Raw genomic sequence first — 20,576 nt, 5'->3', positions numbered from 1 at the left:
GCCCTTCAGCCGGCCGGGGGAAGTTCGCCCGAGCCCCGGGTCACCAGCCGCGTGGGGAGCTCGATGCGCTCGGGGGTGATCAGGGTGCCGTCCAGTTGGCGGAAGAGGCGTTCGGCGGCGGTGCGGCCGAGGGCTGCCGCGTCCTGGGCCACGACCGTCACCCCGGGCCGCAGCAGGTCGGCGAGTTCGATGTCGTCGAAGCCCACCAGGGCCACCGGCCGCTCCTGCTCGGCCAGTACACGGATCACGGTCACCGTCACCCGGTTGTTGCCGGTGAAGATCGCCGTCACCGGCTCCGGGCCGGACAGCATCGCCTCCGCCGCCCGCCGCACCCGCTCCGGATCGGTGACCCCGAGCGACATCCACGCGTCCTCGACCGGTATCCCCGCGTCCTCCATCGCCGCCCGGTACCCGCGCAGCCGCTCCGCGGCCGTGTGGATGCGGGGCATGTCACCGATGAACCCGATCCGCCGGTGCCCGTGCGCGATCAGGTGCGCCACACCGTCCCGGGCGCCCCCGAAGTTGTCCGACAGGACCACGTCCGCGTCGATCCGCCCGGCCGGCCGGTCGACGAACACCGTCGCGACGCCCGCCTTGATCTCCGGCTCGAGATAACGGTGGTCGTCCCCGGCGGGGATGACCACCAGCCCGTCCACCCGCCGCGCGCACAGCGCCAGAGCCAGTTCCTGCTCCCGGTCGGGGTCCTCCGCGCTGGAGCCGTTGATGAGCAGCGCCCCGTGCGCACGCGCGACCTCCTCCACCGCGCGGCTGAGCGGGCCGTAGAACGGGTCGGCGAGGTCCTCGAGGACCAGCCCGATGCTCGCGGTACGGCCCTTGCGCAGCACCCGCGCGCTGTCGTTGCGGCGGAAGCCCAGTGCCTCGATGGCCTCCTGGACGCGCCGCTCGGTGTCCGGGGTGACCCCGGGCTCCCCGTTCACGACGCGGGACACGGTCTTGAGGCCCACCCCCGCCCGGGCCGCCACGTCCTTCATGGTCGGACGGTTGCCGTAACGGGTCCCGGAGAGGCGGTCGGAGCGGTCTGCGGGGCGGTCGGCTCGGCGGGCGGTCTCTGGCACGATGCGGCGTCCTGTCCTGTCGTCCACGGGGGGATGCGTCGGTCCATGGGTTTGTATGAGGATGTGGCGTCGAGCATAGAGCCTGGACAACGTTGTCATACGCACGAGAGACTGTCCATCGCACACTCCGGGCCTGCGCCCCCACCGCGAGACCGGGCTGCACCCACCTCTTGGTTCCTTCATGGTTGACGGGGAGATCTGACTCTGATGCACACCGACCTCGTGGCCGCGCTCGACATCGGCGGCACCAAGATCGCCGGGGCGCTGGTGGACGGCCGCGGCAGCATCCTGGTGCGGGCCCAGCGAGCGACGCCCGCGCAGGAGGACGGCGACACCGTGATGCGGGCCGTCGAGGAGGTGCTCGGCGACCTGGCCGGGTCGCCGCTGTGGGGACGTGCCACGGCCCTGGGCATCGGCAGCGCGGGCCCGGTGGACGCCTCGGCCGGCACGGTCAGCCCCGTCAACGTGCCCGGCTGGCGCGGCTACCCGCTGGTGGAGCGGGCCCGGGCGGCCGCCGGCGGGCTGCCGGCCGAGCTGATCGGGGACGGCGTGGCCATCACGGCGGCCGAGCACTGGCAGGGCGCCGCCCGCGGCCACGACAACGCGCTGTGCATGGTGGTCTCCACGGGCGTGGGCGGCGGCCTGGTCCTGGACGGGCGGCTGCACCCCGGCCCGACCGGCAACGCCGGTCACATCGGCCACATCAGCGTCGACCTGGACGGCGATCCGTGCCCCTGCGGCTCGCGCGGCTGCGTGGAGCGCATCGCCAGCGGTCCCAACATCGCGCGCCGGGCGCTGGAGAACGGCTGGCGGCCGGGCCCCGACGGCGACGCCTCCGCCGCCGCCGTGGCCGCCGCCGCGCGCGCCGGGGACGCGGTGGCCGTGGCCTCCTTCGAACGTGCCGCCCGCGCGCTGGCCGCCGGGATCGCCGCGACGGCGACCCTGGTCGAGATCGACATCGCGGTGATCGGCGGCGGCGTCGGCAAGGCCGGGGACGTACTCCTGGAGCCGCTGCGCAAGGCCCTCGGCGACTACGCCACCCTGTCCTTCGTGCGGCGTCTGGCGGTCGCCCCGGCCCAGATGGGCACGGACGCCGGCCTGGTGGGGGCGGCGGCCGCCGCGCTCGCGGGCCGTGCCGCCCCCACCACGGCCGCCGGAGTCTGACGGCGTCGAAGTCGGCCGCGGCTCAGCAGGTGAGCCGTGCGTCCGCCCAGTCCGCGTGGTCGGAGTCGATGCCGTCGCCGCCGTCGGTGACGACCAGCCGGACCACCTGCGCGCCGGTGACGTCCGCCGTGAGGTGCTGGGCGGCCATGGCGTTGGTCAGGACGCCGGTCGAGGCGACCCGGGTGCCGTCCGCCCAGACCTCGAAGGCGACGGTGCCCTTGCCGCCCTTCTCGTCGTCCACGCCGACGTCCGCGGTGACCTCGGTGCACGCCCCGCCGGTGTAGTACTCGACCGCGCTGTCCGCGTGCACGCCGAGGCCCTTGGCGTACACCACACCGCCCAGGGTGATCGGATGGCCGTCGCCCGCGGCGCTCTCCCCGTTGCTGGTGTCGCGCTCGACGGGTCCGTAACCGTTGACCGCCGACAGCCAGGGGAGATCGCCGAGGTAGGAGGTCCCGGCGGGCGGCGGCACCACCACCGACGCGGTGAGCGGCACCGTGCTGTCGGCGCGGAGTCCGGCCGGTGAGCGGTAACTCGCCTTCAGCGTCAGGTCGTACGACCCGATGGGCGTGCCCGCCGGGGCCGTGACCGCCCACCGGGTGCGCAGCGTCCCGCCGGCCGGGAGGGCGGCCGTGCCGGAGGCCGACAGGGCGCGTACCGTCCAGCCCTCGGGGCCGCTCAGCGACACGGTCAGACGGGTGGCGGGCGTGCGGCCGAGGTCGGTGACCGAGGTGGTGAGCGTCGCGGGCGTTCCATCGGTCACGAACGGGGCGCTGTCCAGGCCGGTCTCGACGGCGGGCGGGTGCGCGGCCCAGCCGCTTCCGGCCGAGACCCGTACGAGCACGGTGCCGTGGGCCGGGACGGTCGCCGCGATGGTGCCGGCGGTGTGCAGGCTGCGGTGCTGCCACAGGTCGCGCAGGGTGTAGGCGGGCGCGGCGGGCAGCCCCACGGCCCGGGCGGTGGTGCCGATGCGCTGCGCGGTGGCGGTCTCGTTGAGCAGGGCGACCGCGCGGCTGCCGTCCTTCATCTCCTTGGCGACCACCCAGCGGCCGCCCTCGGAGGAGACCACCGTGCCCTGCCTGCCCAGCGGGTCCTGGTCGACGGCGATCACCTCCTTGTTGCCCAGCACGTCGAAGGTCGCCTGGGACGCCTTGCGCAGGTCGGAGCCGATGAGGAGCGGGGCCGCCATGACGGACCACATCGAGAAGTGGGTGCGGTACTCGGTGGCGGTCATGCCGCCGTTGCCGACCTCCAGCATGTCGGGGTCGTTCCAGTGGCCGGGGCCGGCGTAGGGGGCGAGGGTCAGGTTCTTCTTCAGGATCGACAGCATCGAGCCCCAGTTGTCGCTGATGTCGCCCGTCGTGCGCCACAGATGACCGACGTCGGCGGCCCATTCCCAGGGTTTGTTCTCACCCCATTCGCAGATGCTGTAGACGATGGGGCGGCCGGTGGCCTTCAGCGCGTCGCGCATGGTGGTGTAGCGCGATCTCGCGTCCACGCCCTGGTTGTTGCAGTTGTCGTACTTGAGGTAGTCGACACCCCAGTCCGCGAACTGCCGGGCGTCGCTGTACTCGTGGCCCAGCGCGCCCGGGAACCCGGCGCTGTTGCAGGTCTTGGTGCCCGCGCTGGTGTAGATGCCGAGCTTGAGCCCCTTGGAGTGGACGTAGTCCGCGACCGCCTTGATCCCGTGGGGGAAGCGGGCCGGGTCGGGGACGAGCTTGCCGTCGGCGTCGCGCTGGGGCAGGGCCCAGCAGTCGTCGAGGTTGACGTACTGGTAGCCGGCGGCCTTCAGGCCCTTGTCGACGAAGAGGTCGGCGATGCCCTTGACCATCGACTCGTCGAACTCGGCCCGGCAGTGCGTGGAGTTCCAGTTGTTGAAGCCCATGGGCGGTGTGAGGGCGAGGCCGTCGGCCAGGGCGGGGGCCTCGGGAGCCCGGGGAGACTCGCCGTGGGCCTCGACGGGCGCCTTCGCGGGAGCGGCGACGGCGGGGGCGGTCAGGGTGAGGGGCGCGATGCCCGCCGTACAGAGCAGGGCCGCCGTGACCGTGCCGAGGAGCCGTCTGCGGCGGGCGGCGGGGGCGGTACGGGTGGGGGTGGCAGTGGTGGGTGCGGCGTTCATGAGTGCGGTGCGCGTGTGCGGGTGACGCATCGTCGACGTTCCTCCGGACTCGCGTGGGATGGGGTGGGGCCCGCGGTCACTTCATGCCCGCGTCAACCTGTGCGTGTTTACGGTAGGACGTGTCCGACTCTGTTGGAAAGCGTGCCGACGCGTCGGATTCCGGTCCGAGCGCGGCTCGCCGGGACCGTGACCAACGGCGTCCGTCCGCGTTGACCGGTCATGAAGAAGCGCAGCATGCTCGCCCTCGCCTCCCTCGCCACCGGGTTCGTGGTGGCCGCCGTCACCCCGTCGCACGCCGCCGACCACGACGCGCTCGGGGATCTGCACGTGAAGGACACCGTGGGCAGCGTCGACCACCTCGCCGGCCAGGACGGCCTCGCCGTGGACGACGACGCCCTGGGGCAGGGCGACTGAGCCCGTCCCCCGGTCGGGGCGGCTGAGACCGTCCCGCCGCGCGCGGCGCCGGTGCCCTTGCCGCAGGGGCCCCGGCGCCGTGGCGTGCCCACCGCCAGATTGCGGGTCTCCTTGCGTGCGGCGCCCTCAACTGGGGCTGGTTTCCGTGGCAGGGTGGAGCGGGCAAGCCACAGGGGGCCAACAGAAGAGGGGGAAACGTGATCGTCTGGATCAACGGCGCGTTCGGTGCGGGAAAGACGACCACCGCACGGGAACTGATCGAACTGATCCCGAACAGCACGCTCTTCGACCCCGAAGTCATCGGTGGAGCACTCCCGCACCTGCTGCCGCCCAAGCATCTGGCCGAGGTCGGCGACTACCAGGACCTGCCCATCTGGCGCCGGCTGGTGATCGACACGGCGGCCGCGATGCTCGCCGAGCTGGGCGGCACCCTCGTGGTTCCCATGACCCTGCTGCGCCAGGAGTACCGCGACGAGATCTTCGGCGGGCTCGCCGCGCGCCGCATCGGCGTACGGCACATACTCCTGGCCCCGGCCGAAACGATCCTGCGCGAGCGGATAGCCGGCCGGGAGGTCCCGCCCGACCTCCCGGCCGGCGAGATGCGGGTGCGCCAGTGGTCCTACGACCACATCGAGCCCTACCGCGCGGCCCTCGCGGCCTGGCTGACCGCCGACGCCCACCTCGTCGACAACAGCGCGCTCACGCCCTACGCCACGGCCGTCCGGATCGCCGAGGCGGTGGGGAGCGGGACCGCGTCCGTGTGCGACATCGTGCAGACCCCCGAGCCGACGTCGGAGACGGTCGCCTCCGGTGTCCTGCTCTTCGATGAGCACGACCGCGTGCTGCTCGTCGACCCCACCTACAAGGCCGGCTGGGAGTTCCCGGGCGGTGTCGTCGAGCCCGGCGAGGCTCCCGCGCGGGCGGGCATGCGCGAGGTCGCCGAGGAGACCGGGATACGCCTGGCCGACGTGCCCCGGCTGCTCGTCGTCGACTGGGAGCCGCCCGCGCCCCCCGGATACGGCGGTCTGCGCCTGCTCTTCGACGGCGGCCGGCTCGACTCGGCCGCCGCCGGCCGGCTGCTGCTGCCGGGGCCCGAGCTGCGCGACTGCCGCTTCGTCACCGAGCGCGAGGCCGCCGACCTCCTCCCGCCCGTGCGTTACGAACGCCTGCGCTGGGCCCTGCGCGCCCGCGAACGCGGCGCCGCCCTGTACCTGGAAGCGGGCGTGCCGATCGGCTGACCGACCGCGACCGGCGGCTCGCTTCGGACTCCGGCCCGGTGACCCGGTAGCCGACCCTCGGGCGCGCCTCCGACGGGGCTGCTCCCGCGGGACTGTTCCGACGGGATTGCTCCGACGGGGCCGTTCCCACGGGACTGCTCCCACGGGCGTCGCCGCCGGCCAGAGCCCGGACACCCCGGCGCACGTCCGCGGCGCGGCCACCGCCACAACCACGTTCCCGGCGCCAGGCCCAGTCGCCATCCATGGGTCGGGCCGGTCGTCGGCGGTGGGCCGCGCCGCGGGATCGGTGGCCGTCTGAGGTTGGGGGGCCGGTCGTCGGGCGGCGGGTTTCCCGGCGCGGGGTCTGTCGCCGGCCCTGGGGCGCTGGGCCGGGCCGGCCGCCGGTGCCGGCCCGCGCCGTCGCCGTGACCGTGGCCGTCGTGCAGGCCGCCCTTGGAGGCACCGGGTGCCCGCTCCCCGCCCCGGCGCGCGCCTCGGAGCGGCTGCTCGTCCGCGCCGAGGGCGCCCCCGGCGCGGACCTCCGCATCCCGTGGCTCGTGCGGCCCCGCCCCCCCCGAGAGCGGTAAAGGCCTTCTCAGCCCGCGTAGTTGAGGAGGAAGAGGGCCTCCGTGACCGACAGGCGCTCCAGCTCGTCGGGGGAGACGCTCTCGTTCACGGCGTGGATCTGGGCCTCGGGCTCGCTCAGGCCGATGAGGAGGATCTCGGCCTCGGGGTACAGCGCGGCGAGGGTGTTGCACAGCGGGATGGAGCCGCCCTGGCCCGCGTACTGCATCCGCTCGCCCGGGTAGGCGACGGCCATCGCGTCGGCCATGGCGCGGTAGGCGGGGCTGGTGGTGTCGGCGCGGAAGGCCTGGCCCTGGCCGATCTGCTCGGTGCGTACCCGGGCGCCCCACGGGGTGTGGGCCTCCAGGTGGGCCTGGAGCAGCTTGGTCGCCTCGGCGGCGTCGACGCCCGGCGGCACGCGCAGGCTGATCAGGGCGCGGGCGCTCGCCTGCACCGAGGGGGTGGCTCCGACGACCGGCGGGCAGTCGATGCCGAGGACGGTGACGGCGGGCCGTGCCCAGATGCGGTCGGCGACCGTGCCGGAGCCGATCAGCTCCACGCCGTCGAGCACCTTGGCGTCCTTGCGGAACTGCTCCTCGTCGTACTGGAGCCCCTCCCACGCGGTCCCGCCGGGCAGGCCGTCGACGGTCGTGGAGCCGTCCTCGGCGCGCAGCGAGTCCAGGGCGCGGATCAGCGCCGCGAGCGCGTCGGGCGCGGCGCCGCCGAACTGGCCGGAGTGCAGGTTGCCCTGGAGGGTGTCGACCTGGGCGCGGACCAGGGTCATGCCGCGCAGGGTGGTGGTGACCGTGGGCAGGCCGACGCGGAAGTTGCCGGCGTCGCCGATCACGACGGTGTCGGCGCGCAGCAGTTCGGGGTGCTCCTCGGCGTAGCGCTCCAGGCCGCCCGTGCCCTGCTCCTCCGAGCCCTCGGCGATCACCTTGACGTGCACCGGTATGCCGCCGTTGGCCTTGAGGGCGCGCAGCGCGAGCAGGTGCATGATGACGCCGCCCTTGCAGTCCGCGGCCCCGCGCCCGTACCAGCGGCCGTCGCGCTCGGTCAGCTCGAACGGCGGCGTGTCCCAGCCGGCCTCGTCCAGCGGCGGCTGCACGTCGTAGTGGGCGTACAGCAGGACGGTGCGCGCCCCCTCGGGGCCGGGCAGGTAGCCGTACACCGACTGGGTGCCGTCCGGGGTGTCGAGCAGCGCCACATCGGTGAAGCCCTCGGCGCGCAGCGCGTCGGCGACCCAGTTCGCGGCGCCCTCGCTCTCGCTCCGCGGGTACTGGCCGAAGTCCGCCACCGACTTGAAGGCCACCAGCTCGGCGAGTTCGGCCCGGGCCCTGGGCATCAGGGAGGCGACGGTCTCGGCGACCGGATGCGACGACATGGGCACGCTCCTCGTAGGTGCGACTCGGTGCCGGCGGGTACCTCGGGTGGTACTTCCGGGCACCTGGGTGTTCCGGATGATCGGGTCAGCGTAGGCGCGTCCTGGTGTGTGGTGCGCATACGCTGCCGATCCTCCCACAGCGGTCACCGGCCCAGGCCGCCGTAGGATGCGGGAGACAGCAGCAGCGAGCGGCTTGATCGGGAGCGGTAGACCATCGTGAGCAGCGAGAACTCTTCGGCGGACGACGTGCGGCAGGTGTGGGACGTCGTCGTGGTGGGCGCGGGACCCGCGGGGGCCTCGGCCGCCTACGCGGCGGCGGTCGCGGGGCGGCGCGTGCTGCTGCTGGAGAAGGCGGAGCTGCCCCGGTACAAGACGTGCGGCGGCGGCATCATCGGCCCCTCGCGCGACGCGCTGCCGCCCGGCTTCGAGCTGCCGCTGAAGGACCGCGTGCACGCGGTGACGTTCTCCAACAACGGCCGTTTCACCCGCACCCGCCGTTCCAAGAGGATGCTGTTCGGCCTGATCAACCGGCCCGAGTTCGACCAGCAGCTGGTCGAGCACGCGCAGAAGGCGGGCGCCGAGCTGCGCACCGGCGTGGCCGTCTCCCGGGTCGAGCAGCACGGCTCGGCGGTGCCGGACCGGCGCACGGTCGCCGTGGTCCTCCAGGGCGGCGAGACGGTGCTGGCGCGCGCGGTGGTCGGCGCGGACGGCAGCGCCGGCCGGATAGGGGCGCACGTCGGGGTCAAGGTGGACCAGGTCGACCTCGGTCTGGAGGCGGAGATCCCGGTGCCCGAGACGGTCGCGGAGGACTGGCGGGGGCGGGTCCTCATCGACTGGGGCCCGATGCCGGGCAGTTACGGCTGGGTGTTCCCCAAGGGGGACACCCTGACGGTCGGCGTGATCTCGGCCCGCGGCGAAGGCGCCGCCACCAAGCGGTACTTGGAGGACTTCGTCGCCCGGCTCGGCCTCGCCGGCTTCGAGCCGAGCATCTCCTCCGGCCATCTGACCCGCTGCCGCGCCGACGACTCGCCGCTCTCGCGCGGGCGGGTGCTGGTGTGCGGGGACGCGGCCGGGCTGCTGGAGCCGTGGACGCGCGAGGGCATCTCCTTCGCGCTCAGGTCCGGGCGGCTCGCGGGGGAGTGGGCGGTGCGGATCGCCGAGGCGCACGACGCGGTGGACACCCGGCGCCAGGCCCTGAACTACGCGTTCGCGGTCAAGGCCGGCCTCGGCGTCGAGATGGCCGTCGGCAAGCGGATGCTGACCGTGTTCGAGCGCCGCCCCGGACTCTTCCACGCCGCCCTGACCGGCTTCCGCCCGGCCTGGCGTGCGTTCCGGGACATCACGCAGGGCTCCACCTCGCTGGGCGAGCTGGTCCGTACCCATCCCATGGCCCAGCGCGCCCTGGCCGCCATGGACCGGCGGCCCGTCCCCGCCGCCCCGGCCGCCGCCGAGGACGCGGTCAGTCCCTGACCGTGATCCGGAAGACGGGGTGGTCGCCGGCGCACGCGGCGATCTCCTCGTCGGAGGACTTGGCCGTCACGCCCTGGAAGTACCCGTTGACCTCCCAGCCCCACTTCTCCAGGTAGGTCCGCAGCACGGGGAGCTTCTCCGCGTCGGGCAGCTCCACCGCGGTGAAGGCGCGGACCTTGCGGCCGACCCGCAGCTCGCCGCCGCCCGCGGCACGCATGTTGCGCACCCACTGGGAGTGGCCGCGGGCCGAGACGAGGAACTGCTCGCCGCCGTACGTGTGCGGGTTGACGGGGACGCGCTGCGGCTTGCCGCTCTTGCGGCCCGGCACGGTCAGCTCCGCGGAACCCGCGAGGCTGATCCCGCGGCGGGCCAGCCAGCCGATGACGCCGTTGAGACGGACGGTCATCCGGCTGCCCTTGAGGTAGTACGGCGACGGAGAGGGCGACGAGGAAGACGAAGCCGGCATGGTGACCCCCACTGGTTGGGAGAGCAGTGCTCTCGGTTGAGAACAGTGTGCGCCGGATCGGTGCTCCATGGCAAGAGCAGCGCTCACATTTGTGTGCGGCGCTCCGGAATCGTGGAACACTCTTCGCATGAACATCCCACAGGGAGCCCGCGCCCGGGCCAGGACGGAGATCACCGCCGCGATCAAGGACGAGGCCCGCCGGCAGCTCGCGGCCGACGGCGCCGCGAAACTCTCGCTGCGCGCCGTGGCCCGCAACCTCGGCATGGTCTCCTCCGCGCTGTACCGGTACTTCCCCAGCCGCGACGACCTGCTGACCGCCCTCATCATCGACGCCTACGACTCCCTGGGCGCCGCCGCGGAGACGGCGCACGAGGCGGTCGCCGACGAGAGCCCGGCGGTGCGCTGGACCGCCGTGTGCGAGGCGGTGCGCGGGTGGGCGCTGGGGCACCCGCACGAGTACGCCCTGATCTACGGCTCGCCCGTGCCCGGTTACGTCGCGCCGCAGACCACCGTCCCCGCCGCGGCCCGGGTCGGTCTGCTCCTCATCGGCGTCGTCCGCGACGCCCACGAGCGCGGCGCCCTGAACCCGCCCCCGCTCCCCGGCGAGCTGCGGGCGGAGGCCGAGCGGATGACGGCCGACTTCGCCCCCGGCCTGCCCCTGGAGGCGGCGGCCCCGCTGGTCGCCGCCTGGGCGCAGCTGTACGGCCTGGTCGGCTTCGAGCTGTTCGGCCAGTTCCACCGGGTCGTGGAGGCCCGCGAACCCTTCTTCAGGGACGCGGTGACCCGACTGGGGCAGTCGATCGGCCTCCGGGCGTGACCGGCCTCCGGGTGTGACTGCCCTCCGGGCGTGACCGGCTGCCGGGTCTGATCGGCCTCCCGGTGTGACCGGCTACCGGGTCTTATCGGCCTCCGAGTCTGATCGGCCTCCGGGTCTGATTGGCTTCGGCCGTGACCGGCCTCCGAGCCTGACCGGCCTCCGGCCTGGACGGCTGCCTGATCTGACCGGGTGCCGAACCTGACCCGGCCTTCACGCGTGCCCCGGCCGCCGGTCCGGCCCGCCCGGTGTACTTCCCCGGGAGTACGGGTGATCACCTCGTGCGGCCGACGCGCCGTGCGGCGGGGGCCGTCTAGCGTGGCCGGTATGGGAGAGCAGCGCATACGCCCGGGTGGACCGCCGGGGTGGGGCCGGCCCGGGCCGCCGTGGCGGGGGCGCGGCGAGGAACGGCCGGGTGGCCGGTGGCCGTGGGTGTCGACCGTCGTCCTCACCGCCTTCGTGCTCATCGGCTCCTCCTTCGCGGCCCGCAACCAGCACGGCCACCGCGAGCCGCTGGACGCCTACGCCGTGCTGCTGCTCCTGGTGACCTCCGGGCTGCTGCTGTGGCGCAAGCGGTACCCGGTGTTCGTGGTCTTCGGCACCGCGGCGTCCACCCTGGCCTACCTCGCCGCGGGATACCCGTACGGACCCGTCTTCCTCGCCGTCGTGGTCGCCTGCTTCAGCGCGGTCGTGGCGGGGCACCGCCGGGCCGCCTGGGCGGCCGTGGGACTGCTGTGGGCCGGGCACGCGCTCATCACCCTCTGGCTCTACCGCCTGCTGCCCCCGCCCGGCGACACCGCCTCCTCCTGGGAGCAGCAACTCGTCATCGCCACCTGGGTGGTGGCGGTCCTCGCCGTCTCGGAGCTGGCCCGCAACCGCCGCGAGCAGTGGGCGAGGGAGCGCGCCGAACGTGCCGCGGCGGCCCGGCGGCGCGCCGACGAGGAACGGCTGCGGATCGCCCGCGAACTGCACGACGTCCTCGCCCACAGCATCTCCGTCATCAACGTCCAGGCCGGGGTCGGGCTCGCGCTCCTGGACACCGACCCCGAGCAGGCGCGCACCGCGCTCACCACCATCAAGGCCGCCAGCAAGGAGGCGCTCGGCGAGGTCCGCCAGGTGCTCGACACCCTGCGCACCCCCGGCGCCGCCCCGCGCGCCCCGGCGCCCGGCCTCGGCCGGCTGCCCGAACTGGTGGAGCAGGCGGCGGGCGCCGGGCTCACGGTCGAGGTCGAGGGCGAGGCGCCCCCGCTGCCGCCGGGCGCCGACCTCGCCGCCTTCCGCATCGTGCAGGAGGCGCTCACCAATGTCGTACGGCACTCGGGCTCCCGGCGCGCCCGGGTGCGCATCGCGCACGAGGGGGGCGCGCTGCGGCTGTGCGTGGACGACGACGGGCCGGCGACCGGCGCGGACGCGGGCGGCAGCGGCAACGGGCTGGCCGGGATGCGGGAGCGGGCCGCCGCGCTCGGTGGCACCATCGACGCCGGTGAACAACCGGGCGGCGGCTGGCGGGTGGTGGCCGTGCTGCCCCTGACGAACCAGGAGGACAACCGGTGATCCGTGTGCTGCTCGCCGACGACCAGTCGCTGGTGCGGGCCGGCTTCCGGGCCCTGCTCGACGCGCAGCCGGACATCGAGGTCGCCGGGGAGGCCGCCGACGGCGAGGATGCCGTGCGCCAGGTGCGCCAACTGCGCCCGGACGTCGTCCTGATGGACATCCGCATGCCGCTGCTCGACGGCCTCGCGGCGACCCGGCGCATCACCGGGGACGCGGCGCTCGGCGAGGTCAAGGTGGTCATGCTGACCACCTTCGAACTGGACGAGTACGTCTTCGAGGCGATCCGCTCGGGCGCCTCCGGCTTCCTGGTCAAGGACACCGAACCCGATGAACTCCTGCGCGCCGTCAGGGCGGTGGTCGCCGGCGACGCCCTGCTCTCGCCCGGCGTGACCCGCCGCCTGATCGCCGAGTTCGCCGCCCGCTCCAAGCAGCCCGCGGCCGCCGGGGCGCTCTCCCGGCTCACCGAACGCGAGCGCGAGGTCATGGCCCTGGTCGGCATCGGCCTGTCCAACGACGAGATCGCCCGCCGCCTGGTGGTCAGCCCCCTGACCGCCAAGACCCACGTCAGCCGCACCATGATCAAGCTCGGCGCCCGCGACCGCGCCCAACTCGTCGTGATCGCCTACGAGTCGGGCCTGGTCCGCCCCGGCTGGCTGGGCTGACCGCGCGCCGGTCCCGTCCGTGGTCAGGTGATCGCCGAGGTCCGCCGCCACAGTTCGGCGAGCGCGGGGTCTCCGGTCACCTCCGGCACCGGGCGCCGGTTCCACAGGGACAGGTACAACTGGTCGGCAGGACCGGCGAGTTCGGCGTCCGCCGGCCCCGAGGCGTCCCGAACGGTGACCGGCGGCGCGTCCGACAGGCGTACCGTCCACACCGCGTCGGCGTCCGTGGCGCGCACCCGCAGCACCCTCGGCTCGGGGCTGCGTACACGGCTGCGGGAGCGGGCGTGGAAGCCGCGCAGCAACTCGTCCACGCCGTCCACGGCGAAGTCGGTGCCGATCGCGGACGGGGCGCCGCCGCGCGCCGACTCGGCGTCGAAGCGGTGGACCGCCGTCTCGTGCGCCTGGCGGCGGGTCCAGAACGCCAGCGGCGAGGGGTCGGCCGAGGGCGCCGGGTGGAACGTCCAGCACTCGACGTCCGAGGGCGCCTTCGCCAGCGTCTCGACGAGCCTTCGGTGGCTCTCGCGGTACCAGTCCACCAGCTCGGCGCTGTCGAGGTCCGGCCCGTCCGCGATGGGGCGCGGCGCCGTTCGCGCGCCGGCGACGAAGGCGGCGGCCCATTCGTGCACGGCGCCCGTGTGCCGCAGCAGGTCCCGCACCCGCCAGCCGGGGCAGGGCGGCACCCCGGCCCCCGTGCCCGCCTCCTCGGCGGCCGCGGCCAGCAGGCGGCCCTCCTGGTCCAGTACGCGCAGGAGCTCCTCGGTGTCCATGCGGGGGAGTGTGCCCCACGTGCCCCGCCCCCGGGCAAGAGGGTCCCGGCGAAGGCGCCGCCACCCGGGTCGGCGTATGCCGCGTTGCGGTGGGCCATTCGGTGGGTTGGGGTGGAAGGGACTCATTTCCCAGTGTCCCGGACGGCGATCATGACGATGTCCTCCTTCGGCGCCTCCTTCGGCGGCCCGGACCCGTTCTCCGAGATCCTCAACCGGTTCTTCGGGATGACGCCGGGAGCCTCGCCCCCGCAGGTGCAGCGGGTGCCCATCGGGCGGCTGCTGACCGAGTCCGCGCGCGAACTGATCAACCGCGCCACCAGCCGGGCCGCCGAGGACGGCAGTTCCGACCTCGACACCGAGCACCTGCTGTGGGCGTGCACCCAGGTGGAACCCACCCGCGGCCTGCTCGCCCATGCCGGGGCCGACCCCGACCGGCTCGGCTCCGACCTCGCCGAGGCGCTGCCCGGCGAGAGCGGCACCCCTTCGTCCCAGCCGGGCCTCACCCCGGCCGCCAAGCGCGTACTGCTGCGCGCCTACGAGCACTCACGGGCGGCCGGAGTGTCGTACATCGGCCCGGAACACATCCTCGGCGCCCTGCTCGACACCCCGGGTGCGGCGGCCGGGCGGGTCCTGGCCGCGCACGGCCTCGAGGCGGAGCAGGTGCGCCGCGGCGCGGAGACGGCCGCGCGCGCCGAGGCCGCCCAGGGCGGCGCCGAGACCCCCAGCAACACCCCGACCCTCGACCAGTACGGCCGCGACCTCACCGAGGAGGCCCGGGCCGGGAAGCTGGACCCCGTGGTCGGGCGGGCGCTGGAGATCGAGCAGACCGTGGAGATCCTCTCCCGCCGCTCCAAGAACAACCCGGTCCTCATCGGCGAGCCCGGCGTGGGCAAGACCGCGATCGTCGAGGGCCTCGCCCAGCGGATCGTCGCCGGGGACGTGCCGAAGACGCTGGAGAACAAGCGGGTCGTCGCGCTCGACCTGACCGGGCTGGTGGCGGGCGCCCAGTACCGCGGGCAGTTCGAGGAGCGGCTGAAGAACGTCATCGACGAGGTGAAGGCGGCCTCGGAGTCGACGGTCCTCTTCCTCGACGAGCTGCACACCGTCGTCGGCGCCGGCGCCACCGGCGAGGGCTCCATGGACGCGGGCAACATCCTCAAGCCGGCCCTGGCCCGCGGCGAACTGCACGTCGTCGGCGCCACCACCCTCGACGAGTACCGGCGGTACGTGGAGAAGGACGCCGCCCTGGAGCGCCGCTTCCAGCCGGTCATGGTGCCCGAGCCGAGCGTCGAGGAGACCGTGCAGATCCTGGAGGGCCTGCGCGACTCCTACGAGGCCCACCACCAGGTCCGCTACAGCGACGACGCCCTCGTCGCCGCGGCCGGGCTCTCCGACCGCTACGTCACCGACCGGTTCCTGCCCGACAAGGCCATCGACCTGCTCGACCAGGCCGGGGCGCGGGTGCGGCTGCGTTCGCTGGGCCGGTCCACCGAGGTCGCCGAGCGCGAGGACCGGCTTGCCAAGCTGCGCCGCGAGAAGGACGAGGCCGTCGCCGCCGAGGACTTCGAGCGGGCCTCCGGGCTCAAGGACCGCATCGCCGAGGTGGAGACCGAGCTCGAAGGGCTCGCCGAGCGCCGCGAGGGCGTCCTGGAGGTGACCGTCGACGACATCGCCGACGTGCTGTCCCGGCGCACCGGCATCCCCGTCGCCCAGCTGACCGAGACGGAGAAGGAACGGCTGCTGAAGCTGGAGGACGCGCTGCACGACCGGGTCGTCGGGCAGGACGAGGCCGTCACCGCCATCGCCCAGGCGGTGCGCCGCAGCCGTGCCGGCATGAGCGACCCGAACCGGCCCGTGGGGTCCTTCCTCTTCCTCGGCCCCACCGGGGTGGGCAAGACCGAACTGGCCAAGGCGCTCGCCGAACTGCTCTTCGGCGACGAGAGCCGCATGGTCCGCTTCGACATGAGCGAGTTCCAGGAGAAGCACACGGTCTCCCGGCTCGTCGGGGCCCCGCCCGGCTACGTCGGCCACGAGGAGGCCGGCCAGCTCACCGAGAAGGTGCGCCGCCAGCCGTACAGCGTGCTGCTGTTCGACGAGGTGGAGAAGGCCCACCCGGACGTCTTCAACACCCTGCTCCAGGTCCTCGACGACGGCCGGCTCACCGACGCCCAGGGCCGCACCGTCGACTTCCGCAACACCGTGGTCATCATGACCTCCAACATCGGCGCCCAGCGGATCCTGGCCCACCACGGGGACGTGAGCGCGATCAAGGACCAGCTGATGGAGGACCTGCGGGCGAGGTTCCTGCCCGAGTTCCTCAACCGCATCGACGAGATCATCATCTTCCACGCGCTCGGTGAGCAGGACCTCGACCGGATCGTGGACCTGCTGCTCGACAACAGCCGGCGGCGCGTGCGGGCCCAGGGAATGGAGCTGGAGGTCACCGACGCCGCGAAGAAGCTGCTCATCGCGCACGGCCACCAGCCGGAGTTCGGCGCCCGCCCGCTGCGCCGCACCATCCAGTCCGAACTCGACAACCGCATCGCCTCCCTCCTGCTCAGCGACTCGGCGGACCCCGGCGACACCATCGTGGCCGACGTCGTGAACGACGCCCTGGTCTGCCGGGTGGAGCGACCGGCGGCGACGACCGCACCGTCCATGTGACCGTCCCGCGGCGGGGCGGACGAGGCCGGCGGGGCGACGAGTTCGGCGCGCGCCGGACGGGCACGGGCGGCGGGCGCGGCCAAGCCGGTCGGGCCGATGTGACCGGGAGCGCCGGCGGAGCCGTACGGCCGAGGCGGCGGGCGGGGTGACGAGGACGGCGGGGCCGCCGCGGCGGGCGGCCCCGACGTGCGGCACCGCCGGTCCGCCGAAACTCGGCGCTGGCACCGCGGGCTCGGCCGCGCGGGGAACCGGGTCGGTCGTGCGGTGGGTTCTCGGGTTGGCCGCAGCGCGCGTCCCCCGTCGGTCGCGCGCGTGACCCGTGCCGGCCGTGTGGCGGGTCCCGCGTCGGTCGTGCGGGCGGGTCCCTCGTCGGTCGTGCGGGCGGGTCCCGTGGCGGACGCGCGCGGTCCGCGTCGGGGGGGCGGGAGTCAGGCCTGCGGCGCCCGTGGCGTCCCGCGTCCGGCGCGTTCGGCGTCGGCCGCGTGGGGTGCGTGCCGGCTCAGTCGTGCAGCGCCCGCCGGGTCACGAAGCCGATCGTGGCGGCGACGGCCGCCAGTGCGGCGACGCTGGTGAGTGCGGTCGGCAGGGAGAAGCAGTCGGCCATGAAGCCGATCGCCGGGGGTCCGAGGAGCATGCCGCCGTAGCCGAGAGTGGAGGCCGTCGCGACGCCGCTCGGGCCCGCGAGGGCGCCGGCACGTTCGACGGCCACCGGGAAGAGGTTGGCCAGCCCCAGGCCGGTGACGGCGAAGCCGAGCAGCGCGGCCCACACCGAGGGCGCGAGCGCGCCGAGCAGCATGCCCGCCGCCGCGGTGGCGCCGCCCGCCACGACCGTACGGGTGCGGCCCAGCCGTTCCAGCAGGGCGGTACCGCTCAGCCGCCCTACCGTCATCGCCAGCGCGAAGCACGAGTAGCCGACCGCGGCGGCGCCCGGCGAGGCCCCCAGGTCCTGCTCGAAATGCAACGCGCCCCAGTCGGCCATGGCCCCCTCGCCGTACGCCGTGCACAGGGCGACGAGCCCCAGCACGAGTACGACCCCCCGCGTCCGGCCCCCCGCGCGGCGCACGGCGGAGCCGCCGGCGCGTTCGCGGCCCACCGGGCCGGCCCCTTCCGCCGGGCCCGGCCCGTCCACCGCGCCCGAACCCTCAGCGGGGCGCGCGGCCTGTACCGGGCCCGGTGGCTGGACGCGCAGCAGCGTGCGGCCCGCGACCGCCGTGACGGCGAGGCCGATCACGGTGAGGCCCAGCAGATGCTGTGCGGGGGACACATGTCCCGCGACGATCGCGCCGAGGCCCGCCCCTGTCATGCCGCCCAGGCTGAAGGCGGCGTGGAAGGTCGGCATCACCGGTCGCCGCAGCCCGGCCACCAGGTCGACGGCCGCGCTGTTGAAGGCGACGTTGATGCCCCCGTACGCGGCGCCGAACACCAGCAGTACGGCGCCCAGGGTCCACACGGAGTGGGTGAGCGGGGGCAGCGCGACGCTGAGGGACAGCAGGACCGCGCAGACGACGGTGACGGGATGGCTGCCGTACCGGCGGCACAGGCGCCCGGTCAGTGTCATCGTGATCACCGCGCCCGCGGAGACCCCGAGCAGGGCCATGCCCAGGGCGCCCGCGGAGGCGTTGGTCTGGTGCTTGATGGCGGGGATGCGCACGACCCAGCCGGCGAAGACGAAGCCGTCCAGGGCGAAGAAGGTGGTCAGGGCTATTCGGAGACGGGTGAGGGTGTGGTCCGGCACGGCACTGTGCGAACGGACTTTGTTCATTAGCGGCACAAATGCAGGCTAGGAGGCCCGTCGCTCCGGGGCAAGGGCGGTCAGGGGAGCGCCGGGCTTCCGTCACGCGAGCGTGACCTCCACCGGCAGCCGCTTGATGCCGTTGACGAAGTCGCACCGCACCCGGGGCACGTCGCCGGCGAGGCGGATGCCGGCCAGGCGCGGGATCAGCTCCTCGGACATGATCCGGATCCCGGTGCGGGCGAGGAGGTCGCCCAGGCACAGGTGAGGGCTGCCCTTGCCGAAGGTGACGTGGTCGTTGTTCCGCCGGGTGACGTCGAAGTCGTAGGGGTTCCAGCTCGTGAAAAGCGCGCCGGATCCGGTGACTTGCGGGGACCGCTCAGCCCGTCTTGCGCCCCCACCGCGTGTCCACGCGGGCCCATTCGTCGGCCCACTGCTCGAAGCGGCGGTGGTCCAGCCGCGCCCGCACCAGCTTGGAGCCGCCCACCACCAGTCCGGCCGCTGCCGTACCGGCCCACAGACCGCCGAGCACCGACTGGAACGCGGTGTCCGCGGCGGAGGCGGGCGGGGAGGTCAGAGCGCCGTGGCCGTTCGTCCACACCGTGACGGAGGTGCCGGGCCGCGCGGTGGCCGGAACTCTGGCCCGGTCGGTGTGCGCGGAGCCGTCCGGCTCGGTCCAGCGCACCGTCCCCCAGACCAGGGAACTGCTCGTCGGCCGGGCGGCGCCGTGGGTCGCCTCCTGGGTGAGCACCGCCGCCACCGGACGGCTCTGCGCACGCACCCGGTCGGCGCTCTGCTGCATCGCGCCCGCCGTCAGCAGCCCGGCGACCAGACCGCCCGACACGGCGAGGACCCAGGCGACGAGCAGGATCCACGCCTCCACGACGTCACTGGTCCGCCTCAGCGGATTGCGCCGCCATCGCCACAGCCACACTCCCGCACGACGTGTCACCTTCGACACCCCCTCGTGAGCACCGATGGCCATCAAAGCCAGTGTGCGCCCAGAACGGATCAAAGGCTCCTCGGAGAACCTGGAGCGACGGTGGAACAGGCTCGGCGACGGTTCCCGGCGGCGGCGAGGATCATCAGGACGAGGGCGGCCGGGCGGCGGGTTTTGGACACGGATTGGTTAAGGCTTGCTCACGCGCCGGTTGCCCCGTGGTGAGCGCGCCATGATGGAACCATGACGCTCGCGGCGCGTGCCCTGGCCCAACTGGCCACCTGGCCAGACCTGATGGAGGCGGAGCCGAGTTGCGGCACCGGGCAGGCGCTCACCTCCCGGCATGGCGAGATCGCGCACTTCCACTCCGACCGGGACGTCGACCTCCACCTCACCGACCGGGCCATCCGGCGGCTGGCGGGCGACCTCAGGCGGTTCGCCGCGGCGGTCCGGGTCGTGCCCGGCTCGCAGTGGGTGACCGTCCGCCTCGACGCCTCGGCGGACGTCGATCTGCTCATGACCCTGGTGAGCGTCGCGCTCCAGGCCCACCAGAACGCGCCGACGGGGAACGGCACCGCCGCCACCGGCTGCAACGACGGCCGGGGCGTGGGCTTCCTGCGCACCTGAGCCCGCGTACGCCCCCCTCGCCCACGCACGCCCCCGTCCCCGCACGCACCCCGCCCGCGGGCTCCCTCACGCTGTGGGGCCGGAGTCCCTCACGCCGTGACGACCCGGATGCCCGCCTCCTCGAACCGCCGCACCGTCTCCGGCTCCGCCGCGGTGTCCGTGACCAGCGTGTCCACCGAGGCGGCCGGGCAGATCCGGGCGAAGGCGCGCCGGCCCAGCTTGCTGGAGTCGGCGGCCACGACCACGCGCGCGGCGCGCTCGCACAGCAGCCGGTTGACGGCGGCCTCCGCCTCGTCGTTCGCCGCCGCGCCGTGGGCGACGTCGAAGCCGACCACCCCGAGCACGGCAACGTCGATGGTGATCTGACCGAGTACGCCGTCCGCCAGCGGTCCGATCAGCTCGTACGACTGCGGACGCGCCACCCCGCCCGTCACCACGATCTTGAACTGGGGCCGTACGGCGAGCTCCCCCGCGATGTTGAGGGCGTTGGTCACCACGGTCAGGGCGGGCGAGCCGGTGGCGAGATCGCCGCGCACCGCGAGCGCGCGGGCCACCTCGGTGGTCGTCGTGCCGCCGGTCAGGCCCACCGCCTCACCGGGCGCGACGAGATCCGCGACCGCCTTGGCGATCCGCTGCTTCTCCGAGGCGCGGCGGGCGGTCTTGTAGCGCAGGGGGAGTTCGTAGGAGACGCCGTGCACGACCGCGCCGCCCCGGGTGCGCACCAGCATCTGCTGTTCGGCGAGCTGGTCGAAGTCGCGCCGGATGGTCGCGGCCGACACGCCCAGCTCGGCCGCCGCCTCCTCGACCTCCAGGCGCCCGCGCTCGACGAGCAGCTCCAGCAGCGACTTCCAGCGGGCGTCCCGCGACATCCGCACCCTCCGATCCACGGTCCTCCGTGACCCTAACGCACCCGACATACCTGGTCCGTAGTGCTTGATTGTG

General features: G+C 74.1%; 17 protein-coding genes and 1 pseudogene. 9 read left to right on the top strand and 9 right to left on the bottom strand.

Annotation, left to right across the window (positions count from 1 at the left end):
- Nucleotides 1-5: 5 nt before the first annotated feature.
- A complete protein-coding gene (locus tag IE217_RS06695) occupies nucleotides 6-1,076 on the bottom strand; it encodes a LacI family DNA-binding transcriptional regulator (protein ID WP_190176783.1) in 1,071 nt (356 codons plus the stop codon).
- 207 nt (nucleotides 1,077-1,283) lie between these two features.
- Here IE217_RS06695 and IE217_RS06690 point away from each other — a divergent pair, with 207 nt between their 5' ends.
- Nucleotides 1,284-2,240 carry an ROK family protein gene (locus IE217_RS06690; RefSeq protein ID WP_190176782.1) on the top strand — a complete coding sequence of 319 codons (957 nt, stop codon included), beginning with the start codon at nucleotides 1,284-1,286 and terminating at the stop codon, nucleotides 2,238-2,240.
- A gap of 22 nt (nucleotides 2,241-2,262) precedes the next feature.
- Here the strand turns inward: IE217_RS06690 and IE217_RS06685 are convergent, their stop codons facing one another.
- Nucleotides 2,263-4,389, bottom strand: a complete 2,127-nt coding sequence (locus IE217_RS06685; RefSeq protein WP_373297964.1) for an NPCBM/NEW2 domain-containing protein — start codon at nucleotides 4,387-4,389, stop codon at nucleotides 2,263-2,265.
- Nucleotides 4,390-4,578: 189 nt separating this feature from the next.
- Between IE217_RS06685 and IE217_RS06680 the strand changes: the two genes are divergently transcribed.
- Nucleotides 4,579-4,773 carry a hypothetical protein gene (locus IE217_RS06680; protein ID WP_190176781.1) on the top strand — a complete coding sequence of 65 codons (195 nt, stop codon included), beginning with the start codon at nucleotides 4,579-4,581 and terminating at the stop codon, nucleotides 4,771-4,773.
- A gap of 197 nt (nucleotides 4,774-4,970) precedes the next feature.
- Nucleotides 4,971-6,011 (top strand): NUDIX hydrolase, encoded by a 1,041-nt coding sequence (locus IE217_RS06675; protein ID WP_190176780.1) that lies wholly within the window; start codon nucleotides 4,971-4,973, stop codon nucleotides 6,009-6,011.
- A 574-nt stretch (nucleotides 6,012-6,585) separates the two neighbouring features.
- Here IE217_RS06675 and IE217_RS06670 read toward each other — a convergent pair.
- Nucleotides 6,586-7,938 (bottom strand): dipeptidase, encoded by a 1,353-nt coding sequence (locus tag IE217_RS06670; RefSeq protein WP_190176779.1) that lies wholly within the window; start codon nucleotides 7,936-7,938, stop codon nucleotides 6,586-6,588.
- 216 nt (nucleotides 7,939-8,154) lie between these two features.
- Here IE217_RS06670 and IE217_RS06665 point away from each other — a divergent pair, with 216 nt between their 5' ends.
- Complete coding sequence (locus IE217_RS06665; RefSeq protein ID WP_190176778.1) at nucleotides 8,155-9,408, top strand: geranylgeranyl reductase family protein; 1,254 nt, start codon at nucleotides 8,155-8,157, stop codon at nucleotides 9,406-9,408.
- Here the strand turns inward: IE217_RS06665 and IE217_RS06660 are convergent.
- Nucleotides 9,398-9,814 carry a nitroreductase family deazaflavin-dependent oxidoreductase gene (locus tag IE217_RS06660; RefSeq protein WP_308432691.1) on the bottom strand — a complete coding sequence of 139 codons (417 nt, stop codon included), beginning with the start codon at nucleotides 9,812-9,814 and terminating at the stop codon, nucleotides 9,398-9,400. The two genes, IE217_RS06665 and IE217_RS06660, sit on opposite strands and share 11 nt — an antisense overlap.
- A gap of 187 nt (nucleotides 9,815-10,001) precedes the next feature.
- On the opposite strand from IE217_RS06660, the gene IE217_RS06655 reads away from it, so the two are divergent.
- The 3 genes from IE217_RS06655 to IE217_RS06645 all read left to right on the top strand — a co-directional run bounded on the left by IE217_RS06655 (nucleotide 10,002) and on the right by IE217_RS06645 (nucleotide 12,904).
- Nucleotides 10,002-10,691 (top strand): TetR/AcrR family transcriptional regulator, encoded by a 690-nt coding sequence (locus IE217_RS06655; protein ID WP_190176776.1) that lies wholly within the window; start codon nucleotides 10,002-10,004, stop codon nucleotides 10,689-10,691.
- A gap of 324 nt (nucleotides 10,692-11,015) precedes the next feature.
- The gene (locus IE217_RS06650) at nucleotides 11,016-12,242 is read left to right on the top strand and encodes a sensor histidine kinase (protein ID WP_190176775.1); all 1,227 of its coding nucleotides are present in this window, start codon (nucleotides 11,016-11,018) and stop codon (nucleotides 12,240-12,242) included.
- Nucleotides 12,239-12,904, top strand: a complete 666-nt coding sequence (locus IE217_RS06645) for a response regulator transcription factor (RefSeq protein ID WP_190176774.1) — start codon at nucleotides 12,239-12,241, stop codon at nucleotides 12,902-12,904. Before IE217_RS06650 ends, IE217_RS06645 begins: the two co-directional genes overlap by 4 nt.
- A gap of 23 nt (nucleotides 12,905-12,927) precedes the next feature.
- On the opposite strand, the gene IE217_RS06640 is transcribed toward IE217_RS06645, so the two are convergent.
- Nucleotides 12,928-13,671 carry a maleylpyruvate isomerase family mycothiol-dependent enzyme gene (locus IE217_RS06640; protein WP_190176773.1) on the bottom strand — a complete coding sequence of 248 codons (744 nt, stop codon included), beginning with the start codon at nucleotides 13,669-13,671 and terminating at the stop codon, nucleotides 12,928-12,930.
- A gap of 150 nt (nucleotides 13,672-13,821) precedes the next feature.
- Between IE217_RS06640 and IE217_RS06635 the strand changes: the two genes are divergently transcribed.
- Nucleotides 13,822-16,335, top strand: a complete 2,514-nt coding sequence (locus IE217_RS06635) for an ATP-dependent Clp protease ATP-binding subunit (protein WP_190176772.1) — start codon at nucleotides 13,822-13,824, stop codon at nucleotides 16,333-16,335.
- Nucleotides 16,336-16,834: 499 nt separating this feature from the next.
- On the opposite strand, the gene IE217_RS06630 is transcribed toward IE217_RS06635, so the two are convergent.
- The 3 genes and pseudogenes from IE217_RS06630 to IE217_RS06620 form a co-directional block, all read right to left on the bottom strand.
- Entirely contained in the window at nucleotides 16,835-18,097 is a 1,263-nt protein-coding gene (locus IE217_RS06630; protein ID WP_190176771.1) for an MFS transporter, read from the bottom strand.
- A gap of 72 nt (nucleotides 18,098-18,169) precedes the next feature.
- A pseudogene (locus IE217_RS35195) lies at nucleotides 18,170-18,400 on the bottom strand (cytochrome P450); the annotation flags it as partial.
- A 46-nt stretch (nucleotides 18,401-18,446) separates the two neighbouring features.
- Entirely contained in the window at nucleotides 18,447-19,052 is a 606-nt protein-coding gene (locus IE217_RS06620) for an Rv1733c family protein (protein WP_229865070.1), read from the bottom strand.
- 198 nt (nucleotides 19,053-19,250) lie between these two features.
- Between IE217_RS06620 and IE217_RS06615 the strand changes: the two genes are divergently transcribed.
- Nucleotides 19,251-19,634 (top strand): luciferase domain-containing protein, encoded by a 384-nt coding sequence (locus tag IE217_RS06615; RefSeq protein ID WP_190176770.1) that lies wholly within the window; start codon nucleotides 19,251-19,253, stop codon nucleotides 19,632-19,634.
- An 89-nt stretch (nucleotides 19,635-19,723) separates the two neighbouring features.
- On the opposite strand, the gene IE217_RS06610 is transcribed toward IE217_RS06615, so the two are convergent.
- Nucleotides 19,724-20,503 (bottom strand): DeoR/GlpR family DNA-binding transcription regulator, encoded by a 780-nt coding sequence (locus tag IE217_RS06610; RefSeq protein WP_190176769.1) that lies wholly within the window; start codon nucleotides 20,501-20,503, stop codon nucleotides 19,724-19,726.
- Between the last annotated feature and the right edge of the window lie 73 nt (nucleotides 20,504-20,576).

The organism is Streptomyces naganishii JCM 4654, from assembly GCF_014650575.1.
GTDB lineage: Bacteria > Actinomycetota > Actinomycetes > Streptomycetales > Streptomycetaceae > Streptomyces > Streptomyces naganishii.
The sequence above is the reverse complement of the archived record's forward strand: the minus strand, read 5'-3'. Positions and strand labels throughout refer to the sequence as shown.

Excerpts from the sequence above, each read along its gene's own strand:
- IE217_RS06690 (WP_190176782.1), top strand. The coding sequence starts at position 1,284 with ATGCACACCGACCTCGTGGCCGCGCTCGACATCGGCGGCACCAAGATC.
- IE217_RS06685 (WP_373297964.1), bottom strand. The coding sequence starts at position 4,389 with ATGCGTCACCCGCACACGCGCACCGCACTCATGAACGCCGCACCCACC.
- IE217_RS06680 (WP_190176781.1), top strand. The coding sequence starts at position 4,579 with ATGAAGAAGCGCAGCATGCTCGCCCTCGCCTCCCTCGCCACCGGGTTC.
- IE217_RS06670 (WP_190176779.1), bottom strand. The coding sequence starts at position 7,938 with ATGTCGTCGCATCCGGTCGCCGAGACCGTCGCCTCCCTGATGCCCAGG.
- IE217_RS06660 (WP_308432691.1), bottom strand. The coding sequence starts at position 9,814 with ATGACCGTCCGTCTCAACGGCGTCATCGGCTGGCTGGCCCGCCGCGGG.
- IE217_RS06655 (WP_190176776.1), top strand. The coding sequence starts at position 10,002 with ATGAACATCCCACAGGGAGCCCGCGCCCGGGCCAGGACGGAGATCACC.
- IE217_RS06650 (WP_190176775.1), top strand. The coding sequence starts at position 11,016 with ATGGGAGAGCAGCGCATACGCCCGGGTGGACCGCCGGGGTGGGGCCGG.
- IE217_RS06640 (WP_190176773.1), bottom strand. The coding sequence starts at position 13,671 with ATGGACACCGAGGAGCTCCTGCGCGTACTGGACCAGGAGGGCCGCCTG.
- IE217_RS06635 (WP_190176772.1), top strand. The coding sequence starts at position 13,822 with ATGACGATGTCCTCCTTCGGCGCCTCCTTCGGCGGCCCGGACCCGTTC.
- IE217_RS06630 (WP_190176771.1), bottom strand. The coding sequence starts at position 18,097 with ATGAACAAAGTCCGTTCGCACAGTGCCGTGCCGGACCACACCCTCACC.
- IE217_RS06620 (WP_229865070.1), bottom strand. The coding sequence starts at position 19,052 with ATGGCCATCGGTGCTCACGAGGGGGTGTCGAAGGTGACACGTCGTGCG.
- IE217_RS06615 (WP_190176770.1), top strand. The coding sequence starts at position 19,251 with ATGACGCTCGCGGCGCGTGCCCTGGCCCAACTGGCCACCTGGCCAGAC.
- IE217_RS06610 (WP_190176769.1), bottom strand. The coding sequence starts at position 20,503 with ATGTCGCGGGACGCCCGCTGGAAGTCGCTGCTGGAGCTGCTCGTCGAG.